The sequence below is a fragment of the Mycobacterium sp. genome (assembly GCF_050700595.1).
Classification (GTDB): Bacteria; Actinomycetota; Actinomycetes; order Mycobacteriales; family Mycobacteriaceae; genus Mycobacterium.
Genome location: NZ_JBOHHI010000104.1, coordinates 1 through 19,525 on the forward strand (window position 1 = coordinate 1; position 19,525 = coordinate 19,525).

Below are 19,525 nucleotides of genomic sequence, written 5' to 3' on the forward strand. Positions count from 1 at the left end.
ACCTTGAGCACGCCGTCGTAGTTGCTGAACATGTGACCGGCGATCGGGCGGGTGAACGCGTACTGGGCATCGGTGTCGACGTTCATCTTCACCACGCCGTAGCGCAGCGTCTCCTCGATCTCCGACTTCTCCGACCCCGAACCGCCGTGGAAGACGAAGTCGAACGGCTTGGACCCTTCGGGCAGGCCGAGCTTGGCCGACGCCTCCTTCTGTCCCTGGGCCAAGATGTCGGGGCGCAGCCTGACGTTGCCGGGCTTGTAGACGCCGTGCACGTTGCCGAATGTCGCGGCCAGCAGGTACTTGCCATGCTCGCCGGTGCCCAGCGCATCGATTGTCTTTTCGAAGTCCTCCGGGGTGGAGTACAGCTTCTCGTTGATCTCGTTGGCCACCCCGTCCTCTTCGCCGCCGACCACGCCGATCTCGATCTCCAGGATGATCTTGTCGGCGGCCGCCGCTTTGAGCAGCTCGCGGGCGATGTCGAGGTTTTCATCGATCGGCACTGCCGAGCCGTCCCACATGTGTGACTGAAACAGCGGGTTCTTGCCGCCCGACACCCGCTCCGCCGAGATTGCCAGCAACGGGCGCACGTAACCGTCCAGCTTGTCCTTGGGGCAGTGGTCGGTGTGCAGCGCCACGTTGATCGGATATTTGGCGGCGACGACGTGGGCGAACTCGGCGAGCGCGACCGCGCCGGTCACCATATCCTTCACCCCGAGGCCGGAGCCAAACTCGGCGCCACCGGTGGAGAACTGGATGATGCCGTCGCTGCCGGCGTCCGCGAACCCTTTGAGCGCTGCGTTGACGGTTTCCGATGACGTGCAGTTGACGGCCGGGAAGGCGTACGAGTTCTCCTTGGCACGCTGCAGCATCTCGGCGTAGAGCTCGGGCGTTGCGATGGGCATGAAACTTCCTTCCTGGACGACTTGTGCCTCCAGTATTCCAAGAACACCGTCGCGTTAAACAGCCCGGCCAGGCCCACGTTGTCCGGATCGATTACCGGCGCCGGTATCTTGAGGAGCGATGACTACCAGCCTGGTCGCGTTGCCTGACCTGCTTGACCCGATGTACTGGTTGGGTGCCCAAGGCGTGTTCGGGCACGCGGTACTGCCCGGCATCCTGCTGATCGTGTTCATCGAGACCGGGCTGCTGTTTCCGCTGTTGCCCGGGGAGTCGCTGCTCTTCACCGGCGGCTTGCTGGCCGCCAGCGCACAGCCGCCGGTGAGTATCGAGGTGCTGGCCACCTGCGTTGCGATCGTCGCAGTGCTCGGCGACCAGACCGGGTATTTCATCGGGCGCCGGATCGGCCCGGCGCTGTTCAAGAAAGAAGACTCCCGCTTCTTCAAAAAGCACTACGTGACCGAGTCGCATGCCTTCTTCGAGAAGTACGGGCCCACGGCGATCATTCTGGCCCGCTTCGCACCGTTTGTGCGGACGTTCGTCCCGGTGATCGCCGGGGTTTCCTACATGCGCTATCCGCTGTTCCTCGGGTTCGACATCGTCGGCGGTATCGCCTGGGGTGCGGGCGCCACACTGGCGGGCTACTTCCTGGGCAACGTCGGCTTCGTCCATGAGAACCTGGAAAAGATCATCCTGGCTATCTTGTTCGTGTCGCTGCTGCCGGCCCTGATCTCGGCGGGACGGGTCTACCGCAACCGCCGCCGCGCACCCGAGCAGGACCGCCAGCAGCTGCCGTTATCGGAGTGACTAGCTCAAAGCGACCTTGAAGTCGCAGTCGGTCTTGGCGCGCACCTCCTCGACGGTCACCCCGGGATGCAACTCGGTGAGGATCAGTCCCTGTCCCGGCTCGACGTCGAACACGCACAGGTTGGTGATGATCAGATCCACCACGCCCTTGCTGGTGACCGGCAGCGTGCATTGCTTGAGGATCTTTGAGCTGCCGTCTTTGGCGGTGTGATCCATGACGATGATCACCCGCTTCACGCCCGATACCAGATCCATCGCGCCGCCCGGCCCCTTGACCATCTTGCCCGGCACCATCCAGTTGGCCAGGTCGCCGTTCTCCGCCACCTCGAGGCCACCCAGGATTGAGAGATCGATGTGGCCACCACGGATCATCGCGAAGGAATCGGCGCTGCTGAAAAAGCTCGACCCGGGCAGACTGGTGATGGTCTGCTTGCCGGCGTTGATGAGATCGGGGTCGACGGTCTCTTCGGTCGGGTAGGAACCGATGCCGAGCAGGCCGTTCTCGGACTGCAGCGTGACGTTGATGTCGTCGGGAATGAAGTTGGCCACCAGCGTCGGGATGCCGATGCCCAAGTTCACGTAGTAGCCGTCGCGCAGTTCGGCGGCGGCGCGCTGAGCCATCCGCTCGCGAATCGGGCTGTCGCCCGTTAGCTCAGCACCGTTGCTGACGGTGCGAAACTCGATGCGTTTCTCGTAATCGCGTCCCGCCATGATGCGGTCCACATAGATGCCCGGGGTATGGATCAGGTCGGGATCCAGCTCGCCGACCTCGACGAGTTCTTCCACCTCGGCGACCGTCACTGCGCCGCAGGTGGCGACCAGCGGGTTGAAGTTGCGCGCCGTCTTGCGATAGACGAGGTTGCCCGCCGTGTCCCCCTTCCAGGCCTTGACCAGCGCCACGTCGGCGCGGATGCCTTCTTCCAGAACGTATTCGGTGCCGTCGAAGACCCGGGTGTCCTTGCCCTCGGCGAGTAAGGTGCCATAGCCCGTGCGGGTGTAGAAGCCGGGAATGCCTGCGCCGCCGGCACGCAACTTCTCCGCCAGCGTGCCCTGGGGCGTGAGCGTCAGGTCCAGCTCGCCGGACAGCACCTGGCGTTCGAACTCCTTGTTCTCGCCGACGTAGGAGGCGATCACTCTTTTCACCTGTCGCGCCTTGAGCAGCAGACCCATGCCGAAACCGTCCACTCCGGCGTTGTTTCCGACGATGGTGAGGTCCTTGACGCCGCTGTCCACCAGCGCCCGGATCAGATTCTCCGGAATGCCGCAGAGGCCGAACCCGCCGGAGGCGACGGTGATGCCGTCCTTGAGCAGGTCGGCCAGCGCGGACTCGGCGTCGGGGTGAACTTTGCTCACAAGCTGTTCCTCTCGTCATCGGCCGCGGTCACCGCGTATGCGGCCTCCATCAGCATCCAGGCGGACAGCTGCACCGACAGGTCGCGGGCGGGCACCTCGGAGGCGTTCACCGCGCCCTCGACGAACTTGGCCTGCTTGCCGCCGACCGCGGGCATCTCGGGGTAGCGATCCCAGAACGGACCGAACAACGGGAGTCCGTCCACCGTCTGCCGGTAGTCCCACGCCGACTGCGCCGAGGACAGCACCAGCGTACGGGCGGTGGCGCGGGCCGTGACGTCCTCGGCGGACTCCCCCGGCAGCGCGGTGGCGACCAGCGCCAGGTAACGGGCAGTGATTCCGCCGAACAGGCCGCCGTCGCCGCCGCCGGCCCCCTTGAGCACCCCCGAGGAGGCCATCTGCTCGCTGACCGCGGCGACCAACCGGTGCACCCGTGGCGCGTGCCGCGCGTCACCGGTCCGCGCGGCAAGCTCGGTTTCCAGCCCGAGCACCACACCCTGGCAGTAGCTGTACTGGGCGCGTACCAGCGAACCGGCCTTGATGCCGTCGAAAACCAGGTGGGTCTCGGGGTCGATCAGTGTGGTGTCGATCCAGTCGGCCATCTGCTGAGCGCGCTTCAGCCGGTCGCCATAGCGGGTCAGGAAGACCCCGGCCGGGCCATTTGCCGGAGCGTTGAAGAACTGATCCTGCTTGCGCCACGGGATGCCACCGCCGTCCTCGGGTACCCATGCCTTGACGAGCTGGTCGTTCAGCTTGTGCAGCGCGCGGTCCCGTTCGACGCCGGCGTCCCGGGAGGCGCGCTCCAGCGCCAGCGCCAGCCATGCCATGTCGTCGTAGTAGTCGTTGATCCAGCGACCGACGTTGCGCAATCGGTGCGAACGGACCTGGCGTTTGATCATGCTGTGCCGCTCGGGTTTTGGGTCGCGCAGCTGCGCGTCGACCAGACAGTCCAGCAGGTGCGCCTGCCACCAGTAGTGCCAGCTGCCGAACAACCGGTCGCGTCGGACCGGCGGCCAGGCCACCACGCCCAGCTGGGTTCCCGGCAGCGCCCACAGCCTTTTCAGATGCCGGGTGGCGACCGCGGTTTCCGCGCTCGCCGCCCGATTGGCCCATCGAGGATCCATGTCCATTGATCCTGCCTTACCAGGCCCGTTCGATGTTTCCGTGCCGGGTGATCCAGGCATGCATGGCGATCCCGGCGGCGACGGCGACATTGATGCTGCGCGTCGAGCCGAATTGGGCGATCGACACGGTCAGCGCGGCACCCACCCGGGCCTCGTCGGTGAGGCCCGGCCCCTCCTGGCCGAACACCAGCAGGCAGTCCCGCGGCAGGTCGGTTTGCTCCAGCCGGGTGGCGCCGGGAACGTTGTCGACGGCGACCACGGTCAGGTTCGCGCCCGCCGCGAAGTCGAGCAGCCCGGCGATGTGGTCGTGATGGCACAGCCGCTGGTAGCGGTCGGTGACCATGGCGCCGCGGCGATTCCACCGCCTGCGGCCCACGATGTGCACGGTGTCCACGGCGAACGCGTTGGCGGTGCGCACCACCGCGCCGATGTTGGCGTCGTGGCCGAAGTTTTCGATCGCGATGTGCAGCGGGTGCCGGCGCCGGTCTATGTCGGCGATGATCGCCTCCCGGGTCCAATACCGGTAGGCGTCGACGACGTTGCGGGTGTCGCCGTCGCGCAGCAACGTCGGGTCGTATCGCGGGTCCTCCGGGGGCTCCCCCACCCAGGGGCCGGTGCCGCCGGTCGGGGTGCCCCATTCGGTGGGCCCGGGTTCAGTCATTGATCCTCCAGAGCGCGGCGTGGGTGCCCACCACTGCGACGGTGGCATACAGCAGAGCTTGGTTGATCTCGCGCTGGGTGCATAGCGATGCGGCGACGTGCACGGCGTCCAGCGAGGCTTCGGGCAGGATCAGCGCCGACGACCCGTACGTCGAGCACGCGGCGCTCAGCCCTGGGGCGGGCTCGGTGGGGGCGGCGAGCAGCATCATCGGGCCGCCGCGGGCCGCGGAGTCGTCGCGGTAGCGCCCCGCGATGGTGTCGGCGACCAGACCCAGCAACATGTAGCCGTTGCCGGTGAATATCCCCGGGTCACCGAGCGATGCCTGGGTCAACCGGGTGCCGTCGGCGCGCCATGCCGACACGCTGGTGGTCCGCACCACCATCCCGGCGTCGCTCTTTTTGGTGGGCAGCATGCCCACCGGGAACGTCGCCGGATAGGCGGCCGCGGTGCCGGCGATCCGGTCGCGCGGCGAATACAGGTACACCCCGCGGACGGCGCTGCGGTCCTTGAGCGGGCCCAGGCATACGGTGCCGGTGAGCCGGTCCGGCGCAGGAGACGACAGTGATTGCACGACAACATTTTTCGCCGTGTCACAGCTGCCGATGCCGGTGGCTTCCATGGGATGCGCCAGCGCACCGTAGAGCCCGAACCGGACGTCGGAGGATTCGGCGTGCGGCGCGGCTGGGTCGGTCGGGGCGGCGTCCACGTCGATCAGCACGTAGTCGGCGGTCCAGCGCAGGTTGGACACCGAGAAGTTCCAGCCCAGGACCGCCGAAGACTCACCCAGCCGCGCGGACTGTGCACCGTAGACGACGTCGCGGCGATCAGAACCCGAGCAGGCCGAGACCAGCGCGAGCGTCGCAGCCATCGCGATCAGAGTCCGCACGGCGCCTAACGCAGCCCTAGGTCCGACAGTCCCAGATCCGCCAAGCCCAGCACGCTGCGGTAGGGCAGCCCTTCGGCTTCGATGGTTTCGGCCGCGCCGGTGGCGCGGTCCACCACGGTCGCCACGCCCACCACTTCGCCGCCGGCCTCCCGCACGGCGCGCGCCGCGGTCAGCGCCGAGGCGCCGGTGGTACTGGTGTCCTCGACCACCAGCACCCGCCGCCCGGTTATATCGGGTCCCTCGATACGACGTTGCATGCCATGGCTTTTCACTGACTTGCGCACCACGAACGCGTCGATCGGGCGGCCCGGGGCGTGCATGACCGCAGTGGCAACCGGATCCGCGCCCAGGGTCAGGCCGCCGACCGCCGCGTACTGCCAGTCGTCGGTGAGTTCGCGGATCAGCCGGCCGATCAAGGGAGCGGCCCGGTGGTGCAGGGTGGCGCGACGCAGGTCGACGTAGTAGTCGGCTTGTTGGCCCGATGACAGCGTGACCGGGCCGTGCACCACCGACAGCCGGCGCACCAGGTCGGCCAACTCGTCGCGATCGGCCAGCGACAATTCAGGTGCGGCCACGGCCCCTGCCGAGCCTGTTGGTGGTGACGCGCGCCAAGCGTCGTGGCAGCATCCGGGTGGCGGCGACGAGCATCTTATACTGCACGCCGGGAATGCTGATCACTTTCCCGCGCGCGACGTCGGCCAGGCATTCGGAGACAACGTCGTCGACCTCGAGCCACAGGAACGACGGCAGCGAGGCCATGTCGATCCCGGCGCGGTCATGGAATTCGGTGTGCACGTAGCCCGGGCACACAACGTGCACGCCGACGCCGGTGCCCTTCAGCCCACCGGCCGGTCCTTCGGTGAACGACACCACCCACGCCTTGGACGCCGAGTACGTCGATCCCCGGCCCGACAGCAAACCGGCGACACTGGCGATGTTGATGACGGTGCCGGCGCCGACCTCGAGCATCGGTGGCAGCGCGGCCCGGGTCAGCTGCATCACCGCGGTCACGTTGACATCCAGCTGCGCCTGCAGCAGCGCGGGCTCCGCGGTCCAGAATTCACCCGCGGTGCCGAAGCCGGCATTGTTCACCAGCACGTCAACACCGGCGGCCAGCCGCTCGGCGACCTTGCCGCGGTCGGCGGATTCGGCCAAATCGGCCGACAGCACCTCGACGCCGCGGCCGGCCTCGTCACGCAACTCGGCGGCCAGTTGCGTCAGCCGCTCGGCGTTGCGGGAGACCAGCACCAGGTCATACCCATTGGCGGCATAGCGCCGCGCGAAACCGGCGCCGATCCCGGAGGTGGGCCCGGTGATCAGGGCGACGCGGCGAGGCACGGCGCTAGTGTACTGAGCACGAGCCCGGCATCAGATCGCGTGTTCGGCGCGTAGCCGGGCGATCGCCGCGCCGTCGTAGCCGAGTTCGGCCAGCACCTGGTCGGTGTGCTCGCCGAGCAACGGCGATGGGCCGACGTCTGGTGTGAAGTCGGAGAATTTGATCGGGCTGCCGATTGTGAGGTAGGGCCCGCGCACTGGGTGCGGCACCTGGACTACGGTTGCGCTTTTGCGCAGGTCCGGGTCTTCGGCGATCTCCTTCATGCTCAGCACCGGTCCGCAGGGCACACCGTGGCGGCGCAAGATGTCGAACGCCTCGTATTTGGTCTTGTCGGCCAGCCACTCCTCGATGCCGGCGAAGATGTCGGCGAAACGATGAACTCGCGCTTCGGCGGTGGCGTAGTCCGGGTCGGTCACCCACTCGGGACGCCCGATCGCCTCGCAGGTGGGCGCCCAGTTGTGGTCCTGCACGATGACGTACATGTACGCGTTGGGGTCGTTCTGGGCGCCCTTGCACTTGAGCATCGCACCGGGTTGCCCTCCGCCGCTGGCGTTGCCGGCGCGGGGAACCGTGTCGGTGAAGGTGTCGTTGGGGTACTCCGGCAGCCGCCCGATGCGTTCCAAACGCTGCTGATCGCGCAGCTTGACCCGGCACAGATTGAGTACCGCATCCTGCATGGACACCGAGACCCGTTGGCCCACACCGGCCTTCTCCCGTCCAAGCAACGCCGCCAGGATGCCGATCGCCAGATGCATGCCCGTGTTGGAGTCACCGATCGCCGCGCCACCGATCGTCGGAGGCCCGTCCGGAAACCCGGTGGTGGAGGCGGCGCCGCCGGTAGCCTGCGCGACGTTCTCGTAGGCCTTTGCGTTCGACCACCGCGACTCGGCGTCGAAACCCTTGATCGACGCCAGGATCAGTCGCGGATTCAGAGCCTGCAGCCGGCCCCAGGTCAACCCCAGCCGGTCCAGCACACCCGGCCCGAAATTCTCGGTCAGCACGTCGGCGCCGGCGGTCAGCTTTTCGACGATCTCCAGGCCCCCTTGACTTTTCAGGTCCACCGTGATCGATCGCTTGTTGCCGTTGTGCATGGTGAAGAACAGCGAGTCGACGTCGGGTATATCGCATAGCTGACGGCGTGTTTCGTCCCCGCTCTCGCGACGCTCGACCTTCACCACGTCGGCGCCCAGCCAGGCCAGCAGCTGCGTGCAGGCCGGTCCGGCCTGGATTCCGGTGAGGTCGAGAATCTTGATGCCTGCGAGCGGGGGTGTGGGCATGGTTTTCGCGAACGCCCCGAGGATCAGCGCTGGTAATGCGCGGCGTGGTGGCCGTTGCGACTCTGCGGCGGCCGGCGGACCGCTCCGCCGGGACCCTTCTCCGGGCGGGCAGGTTCGGTCGGGGCGCGCCGGGCCGGCTCGGAACGCGGTGGAGCGTCCGCGCGCCGGGGCGGCAGGTCTGCTCGGCTTGCCGGCGCCAGCGGGCGGCTCGGCGCCGCGTTACGACGTGCGGCCGAGGGCGGCTGGGTGGCCTGTTGCGGCACCGGCGGCAGCACCCGCAGCAGGTCGTTGAACTGACGCACCGTGCGCAGACCTTCGTCCCATTGGGCGCGGGTAGACGTGACCGGCATGCTGACCAGCGTCCAGTTCTCCTCGTTCCACATGATCTCGGCACAGTCCGGTGCGGTGTGGGCGAACGTGACCATCCGCCGGTCGCAGGCCCGCCGCGCCGCATCCAGGTTAGTGGAGTACACCATTCGCGGGCCGATCGCGCCCAGCAACCAAATATCGTTCTCGCGAGGCTCTTTCAGGCCCTTGAGCCGCACATCGACGACGACGTTGGTACCGACCTTGCGGTGCAACGCAATCACCGTGGCGACCTCTTCGAGGTCGAAGATGAACACCGCCTCGCCGCGGATCTGACCCAACACCACGTTGCGGGCCGGGATATCGCCGACGGTCGACATCACCCCGCGCTTCCAGCGTTTGAGGATCTCGGTGGATTCCGGTTCGTAGTCGAATCCGTGCGAGCGCGCCCACGACTTACGGCGACGGCCCCGCCCCCGGCGCCGATCGATGTCGACGTACAGCAACACCGTCGCGCCGACAAAGCACAGCGCGGAGAGCGTAAACCACAGCGGGACCATTGCACGTAGCGTAACCGCTATCAGTCCGTAATCGGGAATGCGACCAGGTCACAACCAAATTAAGGTTTGCTAGAGCGGCGCGCGGTATTAGCCGAGGATCAGCGACTCGCCGTCCGGGTTGACGTTGACCGGCACGGTGTCGCCGTCGTGGACCTCACCGGCCAGCAGCATCTTGGCGAGCTGATCGCCGATGGCCTGCTGCACCAGTCGGCGCAGCGGACGCGCACCGTAAACCGGGTCGAACCCGCGCTGCGCCAGCCACTGCTTGGCCGGTAGCGACACCTCCAGTTGCAACCGCCGCTGCGCCAGCCGCTTGTCCAGCTGGGCCAGCTGGATGTCGACGATCTGCACCAACTCCCCGGGGTCGAGACCCTCGAAGATCAGCACGTCGTCGAGCCGGTTGATGAACTCCGGCTTGAACGTGGCCCGAACCGCGGCCATCACCTGTTCATCGCTGCCGCCCGACCCGAGGTTGGACGTCAGGATCAGGATGGTGTTGCGGAAGTCGACCGTACGGCCCTGCCCGTCGGTGAGCCGGCCTTCATCGAGCACCTGCAACAGCACGTCGAACACGTCCGGGTGGGCCTTCTCGATCTCGTCGAACAACACCACCGTGTAGGGCCGCCTGCGTACCGCCTCGGTCAGCTGACCGCCCTGCTCGTAGCCGATGTATCCGGGCGGTGCACCGACCAGGCGGGCCACCGTGTGCTTTTCGCCGTACTCGCTCATGTCGATGCGGACCATTGCCCGCTCGTCGTCGAACAGGAAATCGGCCAGCGCCTTGGCCAGCTCGGTCTTGCCGACACCGGTGGGGCCGAGGAACATGAACGCCCCGGTCGGGCGGTTGGGGTCGGACACGCCGGCCCGGCTGCGACGTACCGCGTCGGAGACGGCCTGGACCGGCTTCTTCTGGCCGACGACACGGCGGCCCAGCTCGTCTTCCATCCGCAGCAGCTTGGCGGTCTCGCCTTCGAGCAGCCGGCCGGCCGGGATGCCCGTCCACGCCGACACCACGTCGGCGATGTCGTCGGGGCCGACTTCTTCCTTGAGCATCACGGCTTCCCGAGCCTCGGCCTGTGGCAGCGCGGCGTCGAGTTTCTTCTCGATCTCGGGGATGCGCCCGTAGCGCAGCTCGGCGGCCTTGGCCAGATCGCCGTCGCGCTCGGCGCGATCGGACTCGCCGCGCAACGTCTCCAGCTGCTCCTTGAGCTCGCGGACCACGTCGATTGCGTTCTTCTCGTTCTGCCAGCGGGTGGTCAATTCCGCGAGCTTTTCTTTGTGGTCGGCCAGCTCGGCGCGCAGTTTCTCCAGCCGCTCCTTCGACGCCTCGTCGTCCTCTTTGGCCAGCGCCATCTCCTCGATCTCCAGCCGGCGGACCAGCCGCTCGACCTCGTCGACCTCGACGGGCCGGGAGTCGATCTCCATGCGTAACCGGCTGGCGGACTCGTCGACCAGGTCGATGGCCTTGTCCGGCAAAAACCGGGCGGTGATATAGCGGTCAGACAGCGTCGCGGCGGCGACCAGCGCGGAGTCGGTGATCCGCACGCCGTGGTGCACCTCGTAGCGGTCCTTCAGCCCGCGCAGGATGCCGATGGTGTCGTCGACCGACGGCTCACCGACGTAGACCTGCTGGAACCGTCGCTCCAGTGCGGCGTCCTTCTCGATGTGCTTGCGGTACTCGTCGAGCGTGGTCGCGCCGACCAGCCGCAGCTCGCCGCGGGCCAGCATCGGCTTGATCATGTTGCCGGCATCCATCGCGCCCTCGCCGGTCGCGCCGGCGCCGACGATGGTGTGCAGCTCGTCGATGAAGGTGATGATCTGCCCGGCGGAGTTCTTGATGTCGTCGAGCACCGCCTTCAGCCGTTCCTCGAACTCGCCGCGGTACTTCGAGCCGGCGACCATCGAGCCCAGGTCGAGCGCGACGATGGTCTTGTCGCGCAGGCTTTCCGGGACGTCGCCGGTGACGATGCGCTGGGCCAGACCTTCCACGATGGCGGTCTTGCCGACGCCGGGTTCGCCGATGAGCACCGGGTTGTTCTTGGTGCGACGGCTCAAAACCTGCACGACGCGGCGGATCTCGTTGTCGCGCCCGATGACCGGGTCGAGCTTGCCTTCGCGGGCTTGCGCGGTCAGGTCGGTGGAGTACTTCTCCAGCGCCTGGTAGGTGGCCTCCGGGTCGGGACTGGTGACCCGGGCGCTGCCGCGTACCTTGACGAAGGCTTCCCGCAGGGCTTGTGGGGAGGCGCCGTGACCGGTCAGCAGCTTGGCGACGTCGGAGTCGCCGGTGGCCAACCCGACCATCAGATGTTCGGTGGAGACGTACTCGTCGTCCAGCTCGGTGGCCAGCTGCTGAGCGGTGGTGATCGCGGCCAGCGACTCGCGGGACAGCTGTGGTTGCGAGCTGGCACCGGTGGTCTGCGGCAGCTGGTCGAGTAGGTGCTGTGTCTCGGCGCGGATGGTGGCCGGCTCGACGCCGACGGCCTCCAGCAGCGGCGCGGCGATCCCGTCGTTCTGCGTCAGCAGCGCCAACAGCAGATGAGCGGGCCGGATCTCGGGATGCCCGGCGGCCGAAGCCGCCTGCAAGGCCGACGTCAGCGCCGCTTGAGCCTTGGTGGTCGGGTTGAAAGAGTTCACAACGATCTCCCTCGGGGGTCGAAAAGGTACGGGTAAAAATGCTTGTCGCGATGTTCAACGTCGTCAAGGTTGAGTCTGTTCCGCTCAACCCTGGTGATTTTTGGCCGTCGAGTCCAGCAGTTCGCCAAGCTGTGCCGCAATGCGGACCCAGCCGTTGCCCATGATGCTCCGCGAGCGCAGCTGGACCACGTCGTCGGGGTCGAACCCGCTGTGGCGCAGAACGACGCGGGTGCCGGTGCCCTCAGGACACAAGGTCCAGGTCACGACCCAGGCGGGCGGCTTGTCCGACTGCGCGTCGGCCCAGCTGATCGCCAGCCGTTCACCGTCGACCACGTCGAGCACCTCGCAGGCGATCTCGCCGGAGAAGCCGACCGACGGCATCGGTTGGCCGCGGAAACTGAACCGGGTACCCACCACCGGCGCGAACCCGGTCGGCGCCATCAGCCAGCGCGCCATCAGCTCCGGCGTGGTCAGCGCCCGCCACACCCGCTCGGGTGGATGAGGGTAAAACTGGTCGACCTCGACGACCCGGGGATCGGCGCCAAGTTCGGTCATGACTCCTCCATTTCGCCGAGTAGCTCACCCAAGGCGGTCAACCGCTGGCGCCAGAACCGTTCGTAATGGCTGAGCCACGCCGAGATCTCCTGCAGCGGTTCAGGGTTGACCCGATAGTGCCGGAACCTACCGTGTTTGTCCTCGGCGACCAGCCCGCAGTCGCGTAACACTTTCAGGTGTTCGGACACACTGGGCCGCGCCATGTCGAAGCGCTCGGCGAGCGCAATCACGGTGCGCTGACCGTCGAGCAACATGTCGAGGATGTCGCGACGGGTCGGGTTGGCCAGTGCCGCGAAGACGACGTCGGCCCGGCTGGTCTTGGAACGCGGCGGCATGGGTTCCGATATTAGGTAGGATTTTCCCTACCTGTCAATGCTCGGCTACGGTTCTCGCGTGACAGGCAGCTGGGGTTCGGCGCTGACCGGACTCATTTCCCTCGCGCTCGTGATCGCCCTCTCGCCGCTGTCGATCATCCCCGCGGTGCTGGTATTGCACACACCGCGGCCCAGGTCGACCAGCCTGACATTCCTCGGTGGCTGGCTGGTGACACTGACCGCGCTGACGGCTCTTTTCGTCGGCATCTCCGGTTTGCTCGGCGGCCTGCACAAGTCGCCGCCCATGTGGGCGTCGTGGCTGCGGATCGTCGTGGGCGCCGCGCTCGTCGCGTTCGGCATCTTCCGGTGGCTGACCCGCCATCGCCACACCCACTCACCGGCATGGATGCGATCGCTGGAGAGCCTCACGCCGGCTCGAGCGGGCGTGACGGGAGGGGTGCTGGCGGTAGTGCGGCCCGAGGTGCTGTTGATCTGCGCGGCAGCGGGTTTGGCGATCGGCAGCGCCGGGCTGGGCCTCACGCGCGCCTGGATATCGGCGGCCATCTTTGTCGGAGTCGCCGCCTCGACGGTCGCAATTCCGATAGTCGCCTACGCCGGCGCCGGCGAGCGCCTCGACGACCCGCTGGCCCGGCTCAAGGACTGGATGGACCGGCACAACGCCGCGCTGCTCGCGGTCATCCTCGTCGTGATCGGCTTGTTGGTGCTGTACAAAGGAATTCACGCTCTGTAACGGGCGGTGCGCGGACGGGCATAAAATCGTCGGCCGTGGGCCTTGACGACGCCGAAGCGCTGCGGGTCTTGCATGCCGCCGTCGACCCTGACGACAAGAACGGGCTCATCGGCCGGTTCTACAGCCGCTGGTTTTCCCTCGACGTCGCTCTGCGTGATCTGTTCCCGCCCGATATGGCGGGCCAGCGGCGTGCATTCGCCCATGCGCTGAACTGGGTGTACGGCGAACTGGTCGCGCAGCGCGCCGAAGCTCCGGTGACGTTCTTGGCTCAGCTGGGCCGCGACCACCGCACGTACGGGGTAGCTTCGTCGCACTACGAGACGTTGCGGCAGGCGCTGTACAGCACACTGCGCGACGACCTGGCCGAAGCCTGGACCGAGGCGGTCGCGGAGGTGGCGCGGCAGTCGCTGAACCTGATCACCGGGGTGATGAGCGGCGCCGCCGACGCCGAGGATGGGCCCGCTTGGTGGGACGGCACGGTGATCGAACATCTGCGGGTATCGCGTGATCTGGCGGTGGTCCGGCTACAACTGGACCGCCCGCTGCACTACCACCCGGGCCAATACGTCAACGTCGCGGTGCCCCAGTGCCCGCGGCGGTGGCGCTACCTGACGCCGGCCATCCCGCCGGATGGCAGCGGCGCCATCGAGTTTCACGTGCGGGCAGTCTCCGGCGGGCTGGTCAGCACCGCCATCGTCGGCGAAAGCGAGCCTGGTGACCGCTGGCGGCTGTCCAGCCCGCACGGCGGATTGCAGGTCAACCGTGACGGCGACGATGTGCTGATGGTGGCCGGCAGCACCGGCCTGGCGCCGCTGCGCTCGATCGTCATGGACCTCACCCGCTGGGGGCAAAACCCGCGGGTGCACATGTTCTTCGGGGGCCGCTACCCCTGCGAGCTTTATGACTTGCCCACCCTGTGGCAGATCGCGGCGCACAATCCATGGCTGTCGGTGTCCCCGGTCTCGGAGTATCCCGCAGACCCCGCGTGGGCCGCCGACTATCCCGACATCACTCCGCCGCGTGGCCTGCATGTGCGCCAGACCGGCCGGCTGCCCGACGTGGTGACCCGCTACGGCGGCTGGGGTGACCGGCAGATCCTGATTTGCGGCGGCCCGGCGATGGTGCGCGCCACCAAGGCCGCGCTGATCGCCAAAGGGGCACCACCGGAGCGCATCCAGCACGACCCGCTGTCCAGCTAGGCTGGGCATCGTGCACATCGTCACGCTCCGCGACCCGTCCTCATCGATGCAGGCACAGTTTGTGCCGGACGCCGGGATGATCGGCTCGTCGTTGCTCGACTCCGGTGTGCAGCTGCTCGGCCAGCACCGCGGCCTGGACGCCTACATCTCCGACGCTAAGACTATGGGCATCCCGATTCTCTACCCGTGGGCAAATCGCCTGGGCGACAACACCTATACCGCAGAAGGTGCGACTGTCGAACTGACACTCGGTAGCAACGGCGTGCGGCCCGACCCCAACGGACTGCCGATTCACGGTGTGCTGGCCGCGTATCCGCGTTGGCGGGTGATCACCGAATCGGAGAACGAGTTGACCGCCGAAACCGACTTCGGCGCCGATCCAGAGTTGCTGGCCAGCTTTCCGTTTCCGCACCTGCTGGCACTGAGCGTGCGGCTTGCCGAGCGGACGTTGACCGTGCGCACCGCGGTGACCCCCACCGGGGACAAGGCTGTCCCGCTGTGTTTTGGATTTCATCCGTATCTACAGCTAGCAGGTGTGCCGCGCCGCGAGTGGATCATCGAGACCCCGCCACTGCGGCACCTGGGTCTCGACGAGCGGAGCCTGCCGACCGGTGAGTCGTCAAACCAGCAAGCAACCACGGAGCCACTGGGCGACAAGACCTTCGACGATGGCTACGACCACGTTCCGGTCGGCGCGGTGTTCGCGGTATCCGGTGGCGGTCGACGCATCGAAGTTCACTTCGAACAGGGATATCCAGCCGCGCAGATCTTCGCACCGCCCGGTGAGGATGTGGTGTGTTTCGAGCCGATGGCCGCGCCGACCGACGCGCTGCGTCGCGGCGGTTACCGGGTCGCGCGGCCGGGTGATTCGGCCGTCGCCCAGTTTTCGATCCGGGTGGGTTGATCACCGAGCGGTTGCGCAAAAACTAGCGCCGGGGCTTCCAGACCACCACGGCGGTGCTCTTGGGTAGCACCGCGATGTCACGACGCTGGTTGGCGCGTAACAGCTCGATCTCGACAGCCATCTCCTTGAGCCGCGACCGTAGCGCCTCGACCTGATTGGTCAGCTCGATAATCCGCTTGATGCCGGCCAGGTTGACTCCCTCGTCCTGGGAGAGCCGCTGCACCTCACGGAGCAGTTCGACGTCGTGCTGCGAATACCGACGCCCGCCACCGGAACTGCGGCGCGGACTAACCAGCCCAAGCCGGTCGTAGGTACGCAGAGTCTGCGCATGCATGCCGGCCAGCTCGGCGGCCACCGAGATCAAAAACGTCCGGGCATCGTCCTTCTTGGCCATCAGCGGTTACCTGCCCATCCGGCCCGCGGGTCAAAGCCGCTGGACCGCTCGGCGGCCGCGTAGGCCTCCAGCGCGTCCATGGCGTCGCCCTCCAGGTTCGGCGGGACCGCGACCTTCACAGTGACCAGCAGGTCGCCGTTACCGCCGGTGCGCTTGGCCACCCCACGCCCGCGCACCCGCAGGATACGGCCGTCGGCAGTGCCCTTGGGTACCCGAACGCCGACCCGCCCGTCCAGTGTCGGCACTGAAAGTGTCGTGCCCAAAGCCAGTTCGGTGAAGCTGACCGGGACGGTCACGGTCAGGTCGTCGCCGTCGCGGCCGAATACCTTGTCCGCCCGCACGTGCACGGTCACATACAAGTCGCCCGAAGGGGCGCCCCGCAGCCCGGCCTCCCCCTGACCGGCCAGCCGGATCCGTTGTCCGTCTTCGACTCCCGGTGGGATCCGCACGTTGATCGTGCGGGTGCGGGTAGTGACACCGGTGCCCTTGCACTGATCGCAGGGGTGCTCGATGATCGAGCCGCTGCCGCGACAATCCGTGCACGGCTCGGAGAACCCGAAAGCACCCTGGTTGCGGCTGATCACACCCGAACCGTTGCAGGTGGCGCACACCTTCGGACTGGTGCCGGGCCGGGCCCCGCTGCCGTGACAGTTGGTACACGGGGCCGGGCTGGTCAGACGCAACGGCATCGCCACACCCTTGGTGGCCTCGATGAAGTTCAGCTCGGCCTCGGTCTCCAGGTCGTTACCGCGCCGTGGCCTGCTGGGCCGCGGCGCGCCACCGCGCCCGAACAAGCCGCCGAACAGGTCACCGATATTGCTGCCGCCGGTGCGGCCCGCGGCGTCGAACAGATCGTTGAGGTTGAACTCGGCGCCGTCGCCGCCCATCCCGAAGCCGCCGAAGTTACCGCCGCTATAACCGCCGTCGAACCGGCGGCCGAACCCGCCGCCGGCGAACAGGCGACGGGTTTCGTCGTACTCCTTGCGTTTGGCGTCATCTGACAGCACGCTGTTGGCTTCGGAGACGGCCTTGAACCGCTCCGCTGCGCGCGGATCGTTCGGGTTCCGGTCCGGGTGATACTCGGAGGCGAGCTTACGGTAAGCGCGCTTGATCTCGTCTTGGCTGGCGTCGGGGGAGACGCCCAACTCCTTGTAGAAGTCCTTTTCGACCCACTCACGCTGGGCCATTTCGCGTCACCCCCTCTCACCTTCCCGTCGTTGTCGCGTGCTGCTGGGTAATTCTCCGTCGCTTTAAGATTCTGCGGTCTGCTCGCCTGTGTCGGCGCCGTTACCGGTCGTGTCGGCCGTGTCGGCGTCGACGACAGTCTCGACTGCGTCGTCTGAGACGGTGTCGACCACCCCGACCATGGCATGCCGCAGCACCTGGTCGCCGAGTTTGTAACCCTGGCGCATCACGTTGCCGATCACCGGCTTGGAGCCCTCCGCGCCGTCGCCCTCGTGCTGGACGGCCTCGTGCAGCGCCGGGTCGAAGTCGTCGCCCTCGGCCCCGAACGCCGCCAAGCCCAACCCGGTCAGCGCGCTGGTCAGCTTGTCGGCGACCGACTTCAGTGGCCCCGACTCGAGATCCCCGTGGCTGCGTGCCCGGTCGAGATCGTCGAGCACACCGAGCAATTGGCTGACGACGGTGGCCTTGGCCCGCTCAGCGGATGCCTGCTGTTCGCGCAATGCCCGCTTGCGGTAGTTGGCGTAGTCGGCTTGCACTCGCTGCAGATCGGCTGTCAACTCGGCCACCTTGTCAGCGGATGCCGGACCTCCCGGCGCGGCTGCCGCAGCTTCCGGTGCCGGCTCGCCGGGGGCCGGACCGGAAGCTACATGACGTACCTCGCCGGTCTCGGGATCAATCCGCCGCTTGTCGGTCACCGTTACCTGTTCGCGCGGATTGCCTTCCGTCACTTGTCCTCCCGGTCATCGTCGACCACCTCGGCGTCCACGACGTCGTCGGCACTGCCGGACCCATCACCGGCGCCGCCGGCGGCCTGCGCCGCTTGGGTGGCCTCGTAGATCGCCTGACCGAGCGCCTGCGACTCCTCGCCGAGCTTCTCCATCGCCGACTTGATCGCGCCGATGTCGGTGCCGCCCAACGCCGCCTTGGCCTCAGCGACTGCCGCGTCAACCTTGTTCAGCGTGTCCTCGGGCACCTTCGAACCGCCCTCGGCTTCGCGTTGTTCCTTGACGAACTTCTCTGTCTGATACACCAGCGTCTCGGCCTGGTTGCGGACGTCGGCTTCCTCGCGGCGCTTACGGTCCTCCTCGGCGTGCGCCTCGGCGTCCTTGATCATCCGGTCGATCTCTTCCTTGGACAGGCCGGAGCCTTCCTGGATGCGGATCGTGTTCTCCTTGCCGGTGCCCTTGTCCTTGGCCGTGACGTGCACGATGCCGTTGGCATCGATGTCGAAGGTGACCTCGACCTGGGGCACGCCGCGCGGGGCCGGCGGCAGGCCGGTCAGCTCGAAGGAGCCGAGCAGCTTGTTGTGCGCCGCGATTTCGCGCTCGCCCTGATCGACCTGGATCTGCACCGACGGCTGGTTGTCATCGGCCGTGGTTAAGGTCTCCGACCGCTTGGTCGGGATCGTGGTGTTGCGTTCGATCAGTTTGGTCATCACGCCACCCTTGGTCTCAATACCCAAGCTCAGCGGCGTAACGTCAAGCAGCAGAACGTCTTTCACCTCACCCTTGAGCACACCGGCCTGCAGGGCAGCGCCCACCGCGACGACCTCGTCGGGGTTGACGCCCTTATTGGGCTCCTGCCCACCGGTCATTTCCTTGACCAGCTCGGAGACCGCGGGCATGCGGGTGGACCCACCCACCAGTACCACGTGGTCGATATCGGAGACCGGGATACCGGCATCCTTGATGACCGACTGGAATGGAGCACTGGTGCGGTCCAGCAAGTCCTGGGTGATCTTCTGGAACTCGGCGCGGGTCAGCTGCTCGTCGAGGAACAGCGGGTTCTTGTCTGAGTCGACGGTGATGTAAGGCAGGTTGATCGAGGTGCTGCCCGAGCTGGACAGCTCGATCTTGGCTTTTTCGGCCGCTTCCCGCAGCCGCTGCATGGCCATCTTGTCCTTGGTCAGGTCGATGCCTGAGGTCCCCTTGAACTTGTCGACCAGCCAGCTGACGATGCGGTCGTCCCAGTCGTCGCCGCCCAGGTGGTTGTCGCCGGAAGTCGCGCGGACCTCGACGACGCCCTCGCCGATCTCCAGCAGCGACACGTCGAAGGTGCCGCCACCGAGGTCGAACACCAGGATGCGCTGCTCCTTCTCGCCCTTGTCCAACCCGTAGGCCAGCGCGGCCGCGGTCGGCTCGTTGACGATTCGCAACACATTCAGACCAGCAATCTGGCCGGCCTCCTTGGTGGCTTGGCGCTGGCCGTCGTTGAAGTAGGCGGGTGTGGTGATCACCGCATCGGTGATGTCCTCACCAAGGTAGGCCTCGGCGTCGCGCTTCAGCTTCATCAGAACGCGGGCGCTGATCTCCTGCGCGGTGTACTTCTTGCCGTCGATCTCAATCGACCAGTCGGAGCCCATCTGCCTCTTGACCGAACGCACGG

Annotated in this window: 20 protein-coding genes; 4 read left to right on the forward strand and 16 right to left on the reverse strand. The window is 67.0% G+C overall.

All coding sequences use genetic code 11. The annotated features are described in order from the left end of the window. The coding region (gene fbaA / locus ACRDTL_RS10100) for a class II fructose-bisphosphate aldolase (RefSeq protein ID WP_431506567.1) at positions 1-902 on the reverse strand (902 nt) is incomplete at its 3' end. Positions 903-1,020: 118 nt separating this feature from the next. Between fbaA and ACRDTL_RS10105 the strand changes: the two genes are divergently transcribed. Further along, positions 1,021-1,704 (forward strand): VTT domain-containing protein, encoded by a 684-nt coding sequence (locus ACRDTL_RS10105; protein ID WP_431506568.1) that lies wholly within the window; start codon positions 1,021-1,023, stop codon positions 1,702-1,704. Here the strand turns inward: ACRDTL_RS10105 and ACRDTL_RS10110 are convergent, their stop codons facing one another. From ACRDTL_RS10110 to ACRDTL_RS10160, 11 genes are all read right to left on the reverse strand, one after another. Further along, positions 1,705-3,057: a 3-oxoacid CoA-transferase gene (locus ACRDTL_RS10110; RefSeq protein ID WP_431506569.1), complete on the reverse strand. Its 1,353-nt coding sequence runs from the start codon at positions 3,055-3,057 to the stop codon at positions 1,705-1,707. After that, the gene (locus tag ACRDTL_RS10115; RefSeq protein WP_431506570.1) at positions 3,054-4,178 is read right to left on the reverse strand and encodes a glycoside hydrolase family 76 protein; all 1,125 of its coding nucleotides are present in this window, start codon (positions 4,176-4,178) and stop codon (positions 3,054-3,056) included. Before ACRDTL_RS10115 ends, ACRDTL_RS10110 begins: the two co-directional genes overlap by 4 nt. Positions 4,179-4,194: 16 nt before the next feature. Next, complete coding sequence (locus ACRDTL_RS10120; RefSeq protein WP_431506571.1) at positions 4,195-4,839, reverse strand: TrmH family RNA methyltransferase; 645 nt, start codon at positions 4,837-4,839, stop codon at positions 4,195-4,197. Next, positions 4,832-5,725, reverse strand: a complete 894-nt coding sequence (locus tag ACRDTL_RS10125; protein WP_431506572.1) for a hypothetical protein — start codon at positions 5,723-5,725, stop codon at positions 4,832-4,834. The genes ACRDTL_RS10120 and ACRDTL_RS10125 overlap by 8 nt, the downstream gene beginning before the upstream one ends. A gap of 5 nt (positions 5,726-5,730) precedes the next feature. Then, positions 5,731-6,300, reverse strand: coding sequence for an orotate phosphoribosyltransferase (gene pyrE / locus ACRDTL_RS10130; protein WP_431506573.1), 570 nt, complete (start codon positions 6,298-6,300; stop codon positions 5,731-5,733). Continuing rightward, complete coding sequence (locus ACRDTL_RS10135) at positions 6,287-7,063, reverse strand: SDR family NAD(P)-dependent oxidoreductase (RefSeq protein WP_431506574.1); 777 nt, start codon at positions 7,061-7,063, stop codon at positions 6,287-6,289. Before ACRDTL_RS10135 ends, pyrE begins: the two co-directional genes overlap by 14 nt. A gap of 30 nt (positions 7,064-7,093) precedes the next feature. Continuing rightward, on the reverse strand, positions 7,094-8,338 hold the full coding sequence (gene frc / locus ACRDTL_RS10140) for a formyl-CoA transferase (protein ID WP_431506575.1): 1,245 nt from the start codon (positions 8,336-8,338) through the stop codon (positions 7,094-7,096). A 23-nt stretch (positions 8,339-8,361) separates the two neighbouring features. Then, positions 8,362-9,204, reverse strand: a complete 843-nt coding sequence (gene ttfA, locus ACRDTL_RS10145; RefSeq protein ID WP_431506576.1) for a trehalose monomycolate transport factor TtfA — start codon at positions 9,202-9,204, stop codon at positions 8,362-8,364. Between the two features lie 87 nt (positions 9,205-9,291). Then, the gene (clpB, locus tag ACRDTL_RS10150) at positions 9,292-11,838 is read right to left on the reverse strand and encodes an ATP-dependent chaperone ClpB (RefSeq protein WP_431506577.1); all 2,547 of its coding nucleotides are present in this window, start codon (positions 11,836-11,838) and stop codon (positions 9,292-9,294) included. A gap of 84 nt (positions 11,839-11,922) precedes the next feature. Continuing rightward, positions 11,923-12,393: an SRPBCC family protein gene (locus tag ACRDTL_RS10155; RefSeq protein ID WP_431506578.1), complete on the reverse strand. Its 471-nt coding sequence runs from the start codon at positions 12,391-12,393 to the stop codon at positions 11,923-11,925. Then, complete coding sequence (locus tag ACRDTL_RS10160; RefSeq protein ID WP_431506579.1) at positions 12,390-12,728, reverse strand: ArsR/SmtB family transcription factor; 339 nt, start codon at positions 12,726-12,728, stop codon at positions 12,390-12,392. Before ACRDTL_RS10160 ends, ACRDTL_RS10155 begins: the two co-directional genes overlap by 4 nt. Before the next feature lie 58 nt (positions 12,729-12,786). Between ACRDTL_RS10160 and ACRDTL_RS10165 the strand changes: the two genes are divergently transcribed. The 3 genes from ACRDTL_RS10165 to ACRDTL_RS10175 are packed head-to-tail and all read left to right on the forward strand — an operon-like array spanning position 12,787 to position 15,561. Next, positions 12,787-13,458: a GAP family protein gene (locus ACRDTL_RS10165; RefSeq protein WP_431506580.1), complete on the forward strand. Its 672-nt coding sequence runs from the start codon at positions 12,787-12,789 to the stop codon at positions 13,456-13,458. A 35-nt stretch (positions 13,459-13,493) separates the two neighbouring features. After that, positions 13,494-14,657: an FAD-binding oxidoreductase gene (locus ACRDTL_RS10170; RefSeq protein ID WP_431506581.1), complete on the forward strand. Its 1,164-nt coding sequence runs from the start codon at positions 13,494-13,496 to the stop codon at positions 14,655-14,657. A gap of 10 nt (positions 14,658-14,667) precedes the next feature. Then, positions 14,668-15,561 carry an aldose 1-epimerase gene (locus tag ACRDTL_RS10175; protein WP_431506582.1) on the forward strand — a complete coding sequence of 298 codons (894 nt, stop codon included), beginning with the start codon at positions 14,668-14,670 and terminating at the stop codon, positions 15,559-15,561. A gap of 22 nt (positions 15,562-15,583) precedes the next feature. Here the strand turns inward: ACRDTL_RS10175 and ACRDTL_RS10180 are convergent, their stop codons facing one another. The 4 genes from ACRDTL_RS10180 to dnaK form a co-directional block, all read right to left on the reverse strand. Further along, entirely contained in the window at positions 15,584-15,955 is a 372-nt protein-coding gene (locus ACRDTL_RS10180; RefSeq protein ID WP_431506583.1) for a heat shock protein transcriptional repressor HspR, read from the reverse strand. Further along, positions 15,955-17,142 (reverse strand): molecular chaperone DnaJ, encoded by a 1,188-nt coding sequence (gene dnaJ / locus ACRDTL_RS10185; protein WP_431506584.1) that lies wholly within the window; start codon positions 17,140-17,142, stop codon positions 15,955-15,957. Before dnaJ ends, ACRDTL_RS10180 begins: the two co-directional genes overlap by 1 nt. Positions 17,143-17,205: 63 nt before the next feature. After that, a complete protein-coding gene (grpE, locus tag ACRDTL_RS10190) occupies positions 17,206-17,868 on the reverse strand; it encodes a nucleotide exchange factor GrpE (RefSeq protein ID WP_431506585.1) in 663 nt (220 codons plus the stop codon). Further along, a partial coding sequence (dnaK, locus tag ACRDTL_RS10195; RefSeq protein ID WP_431506586.1) for a molecular chaperone DnaK occupies positions 17,865-19,525 on the reverse strand: 1,661 nt, incomplete at its 5' end. The genes dnaK and grpE, both read right to left, overlap by 4 nt.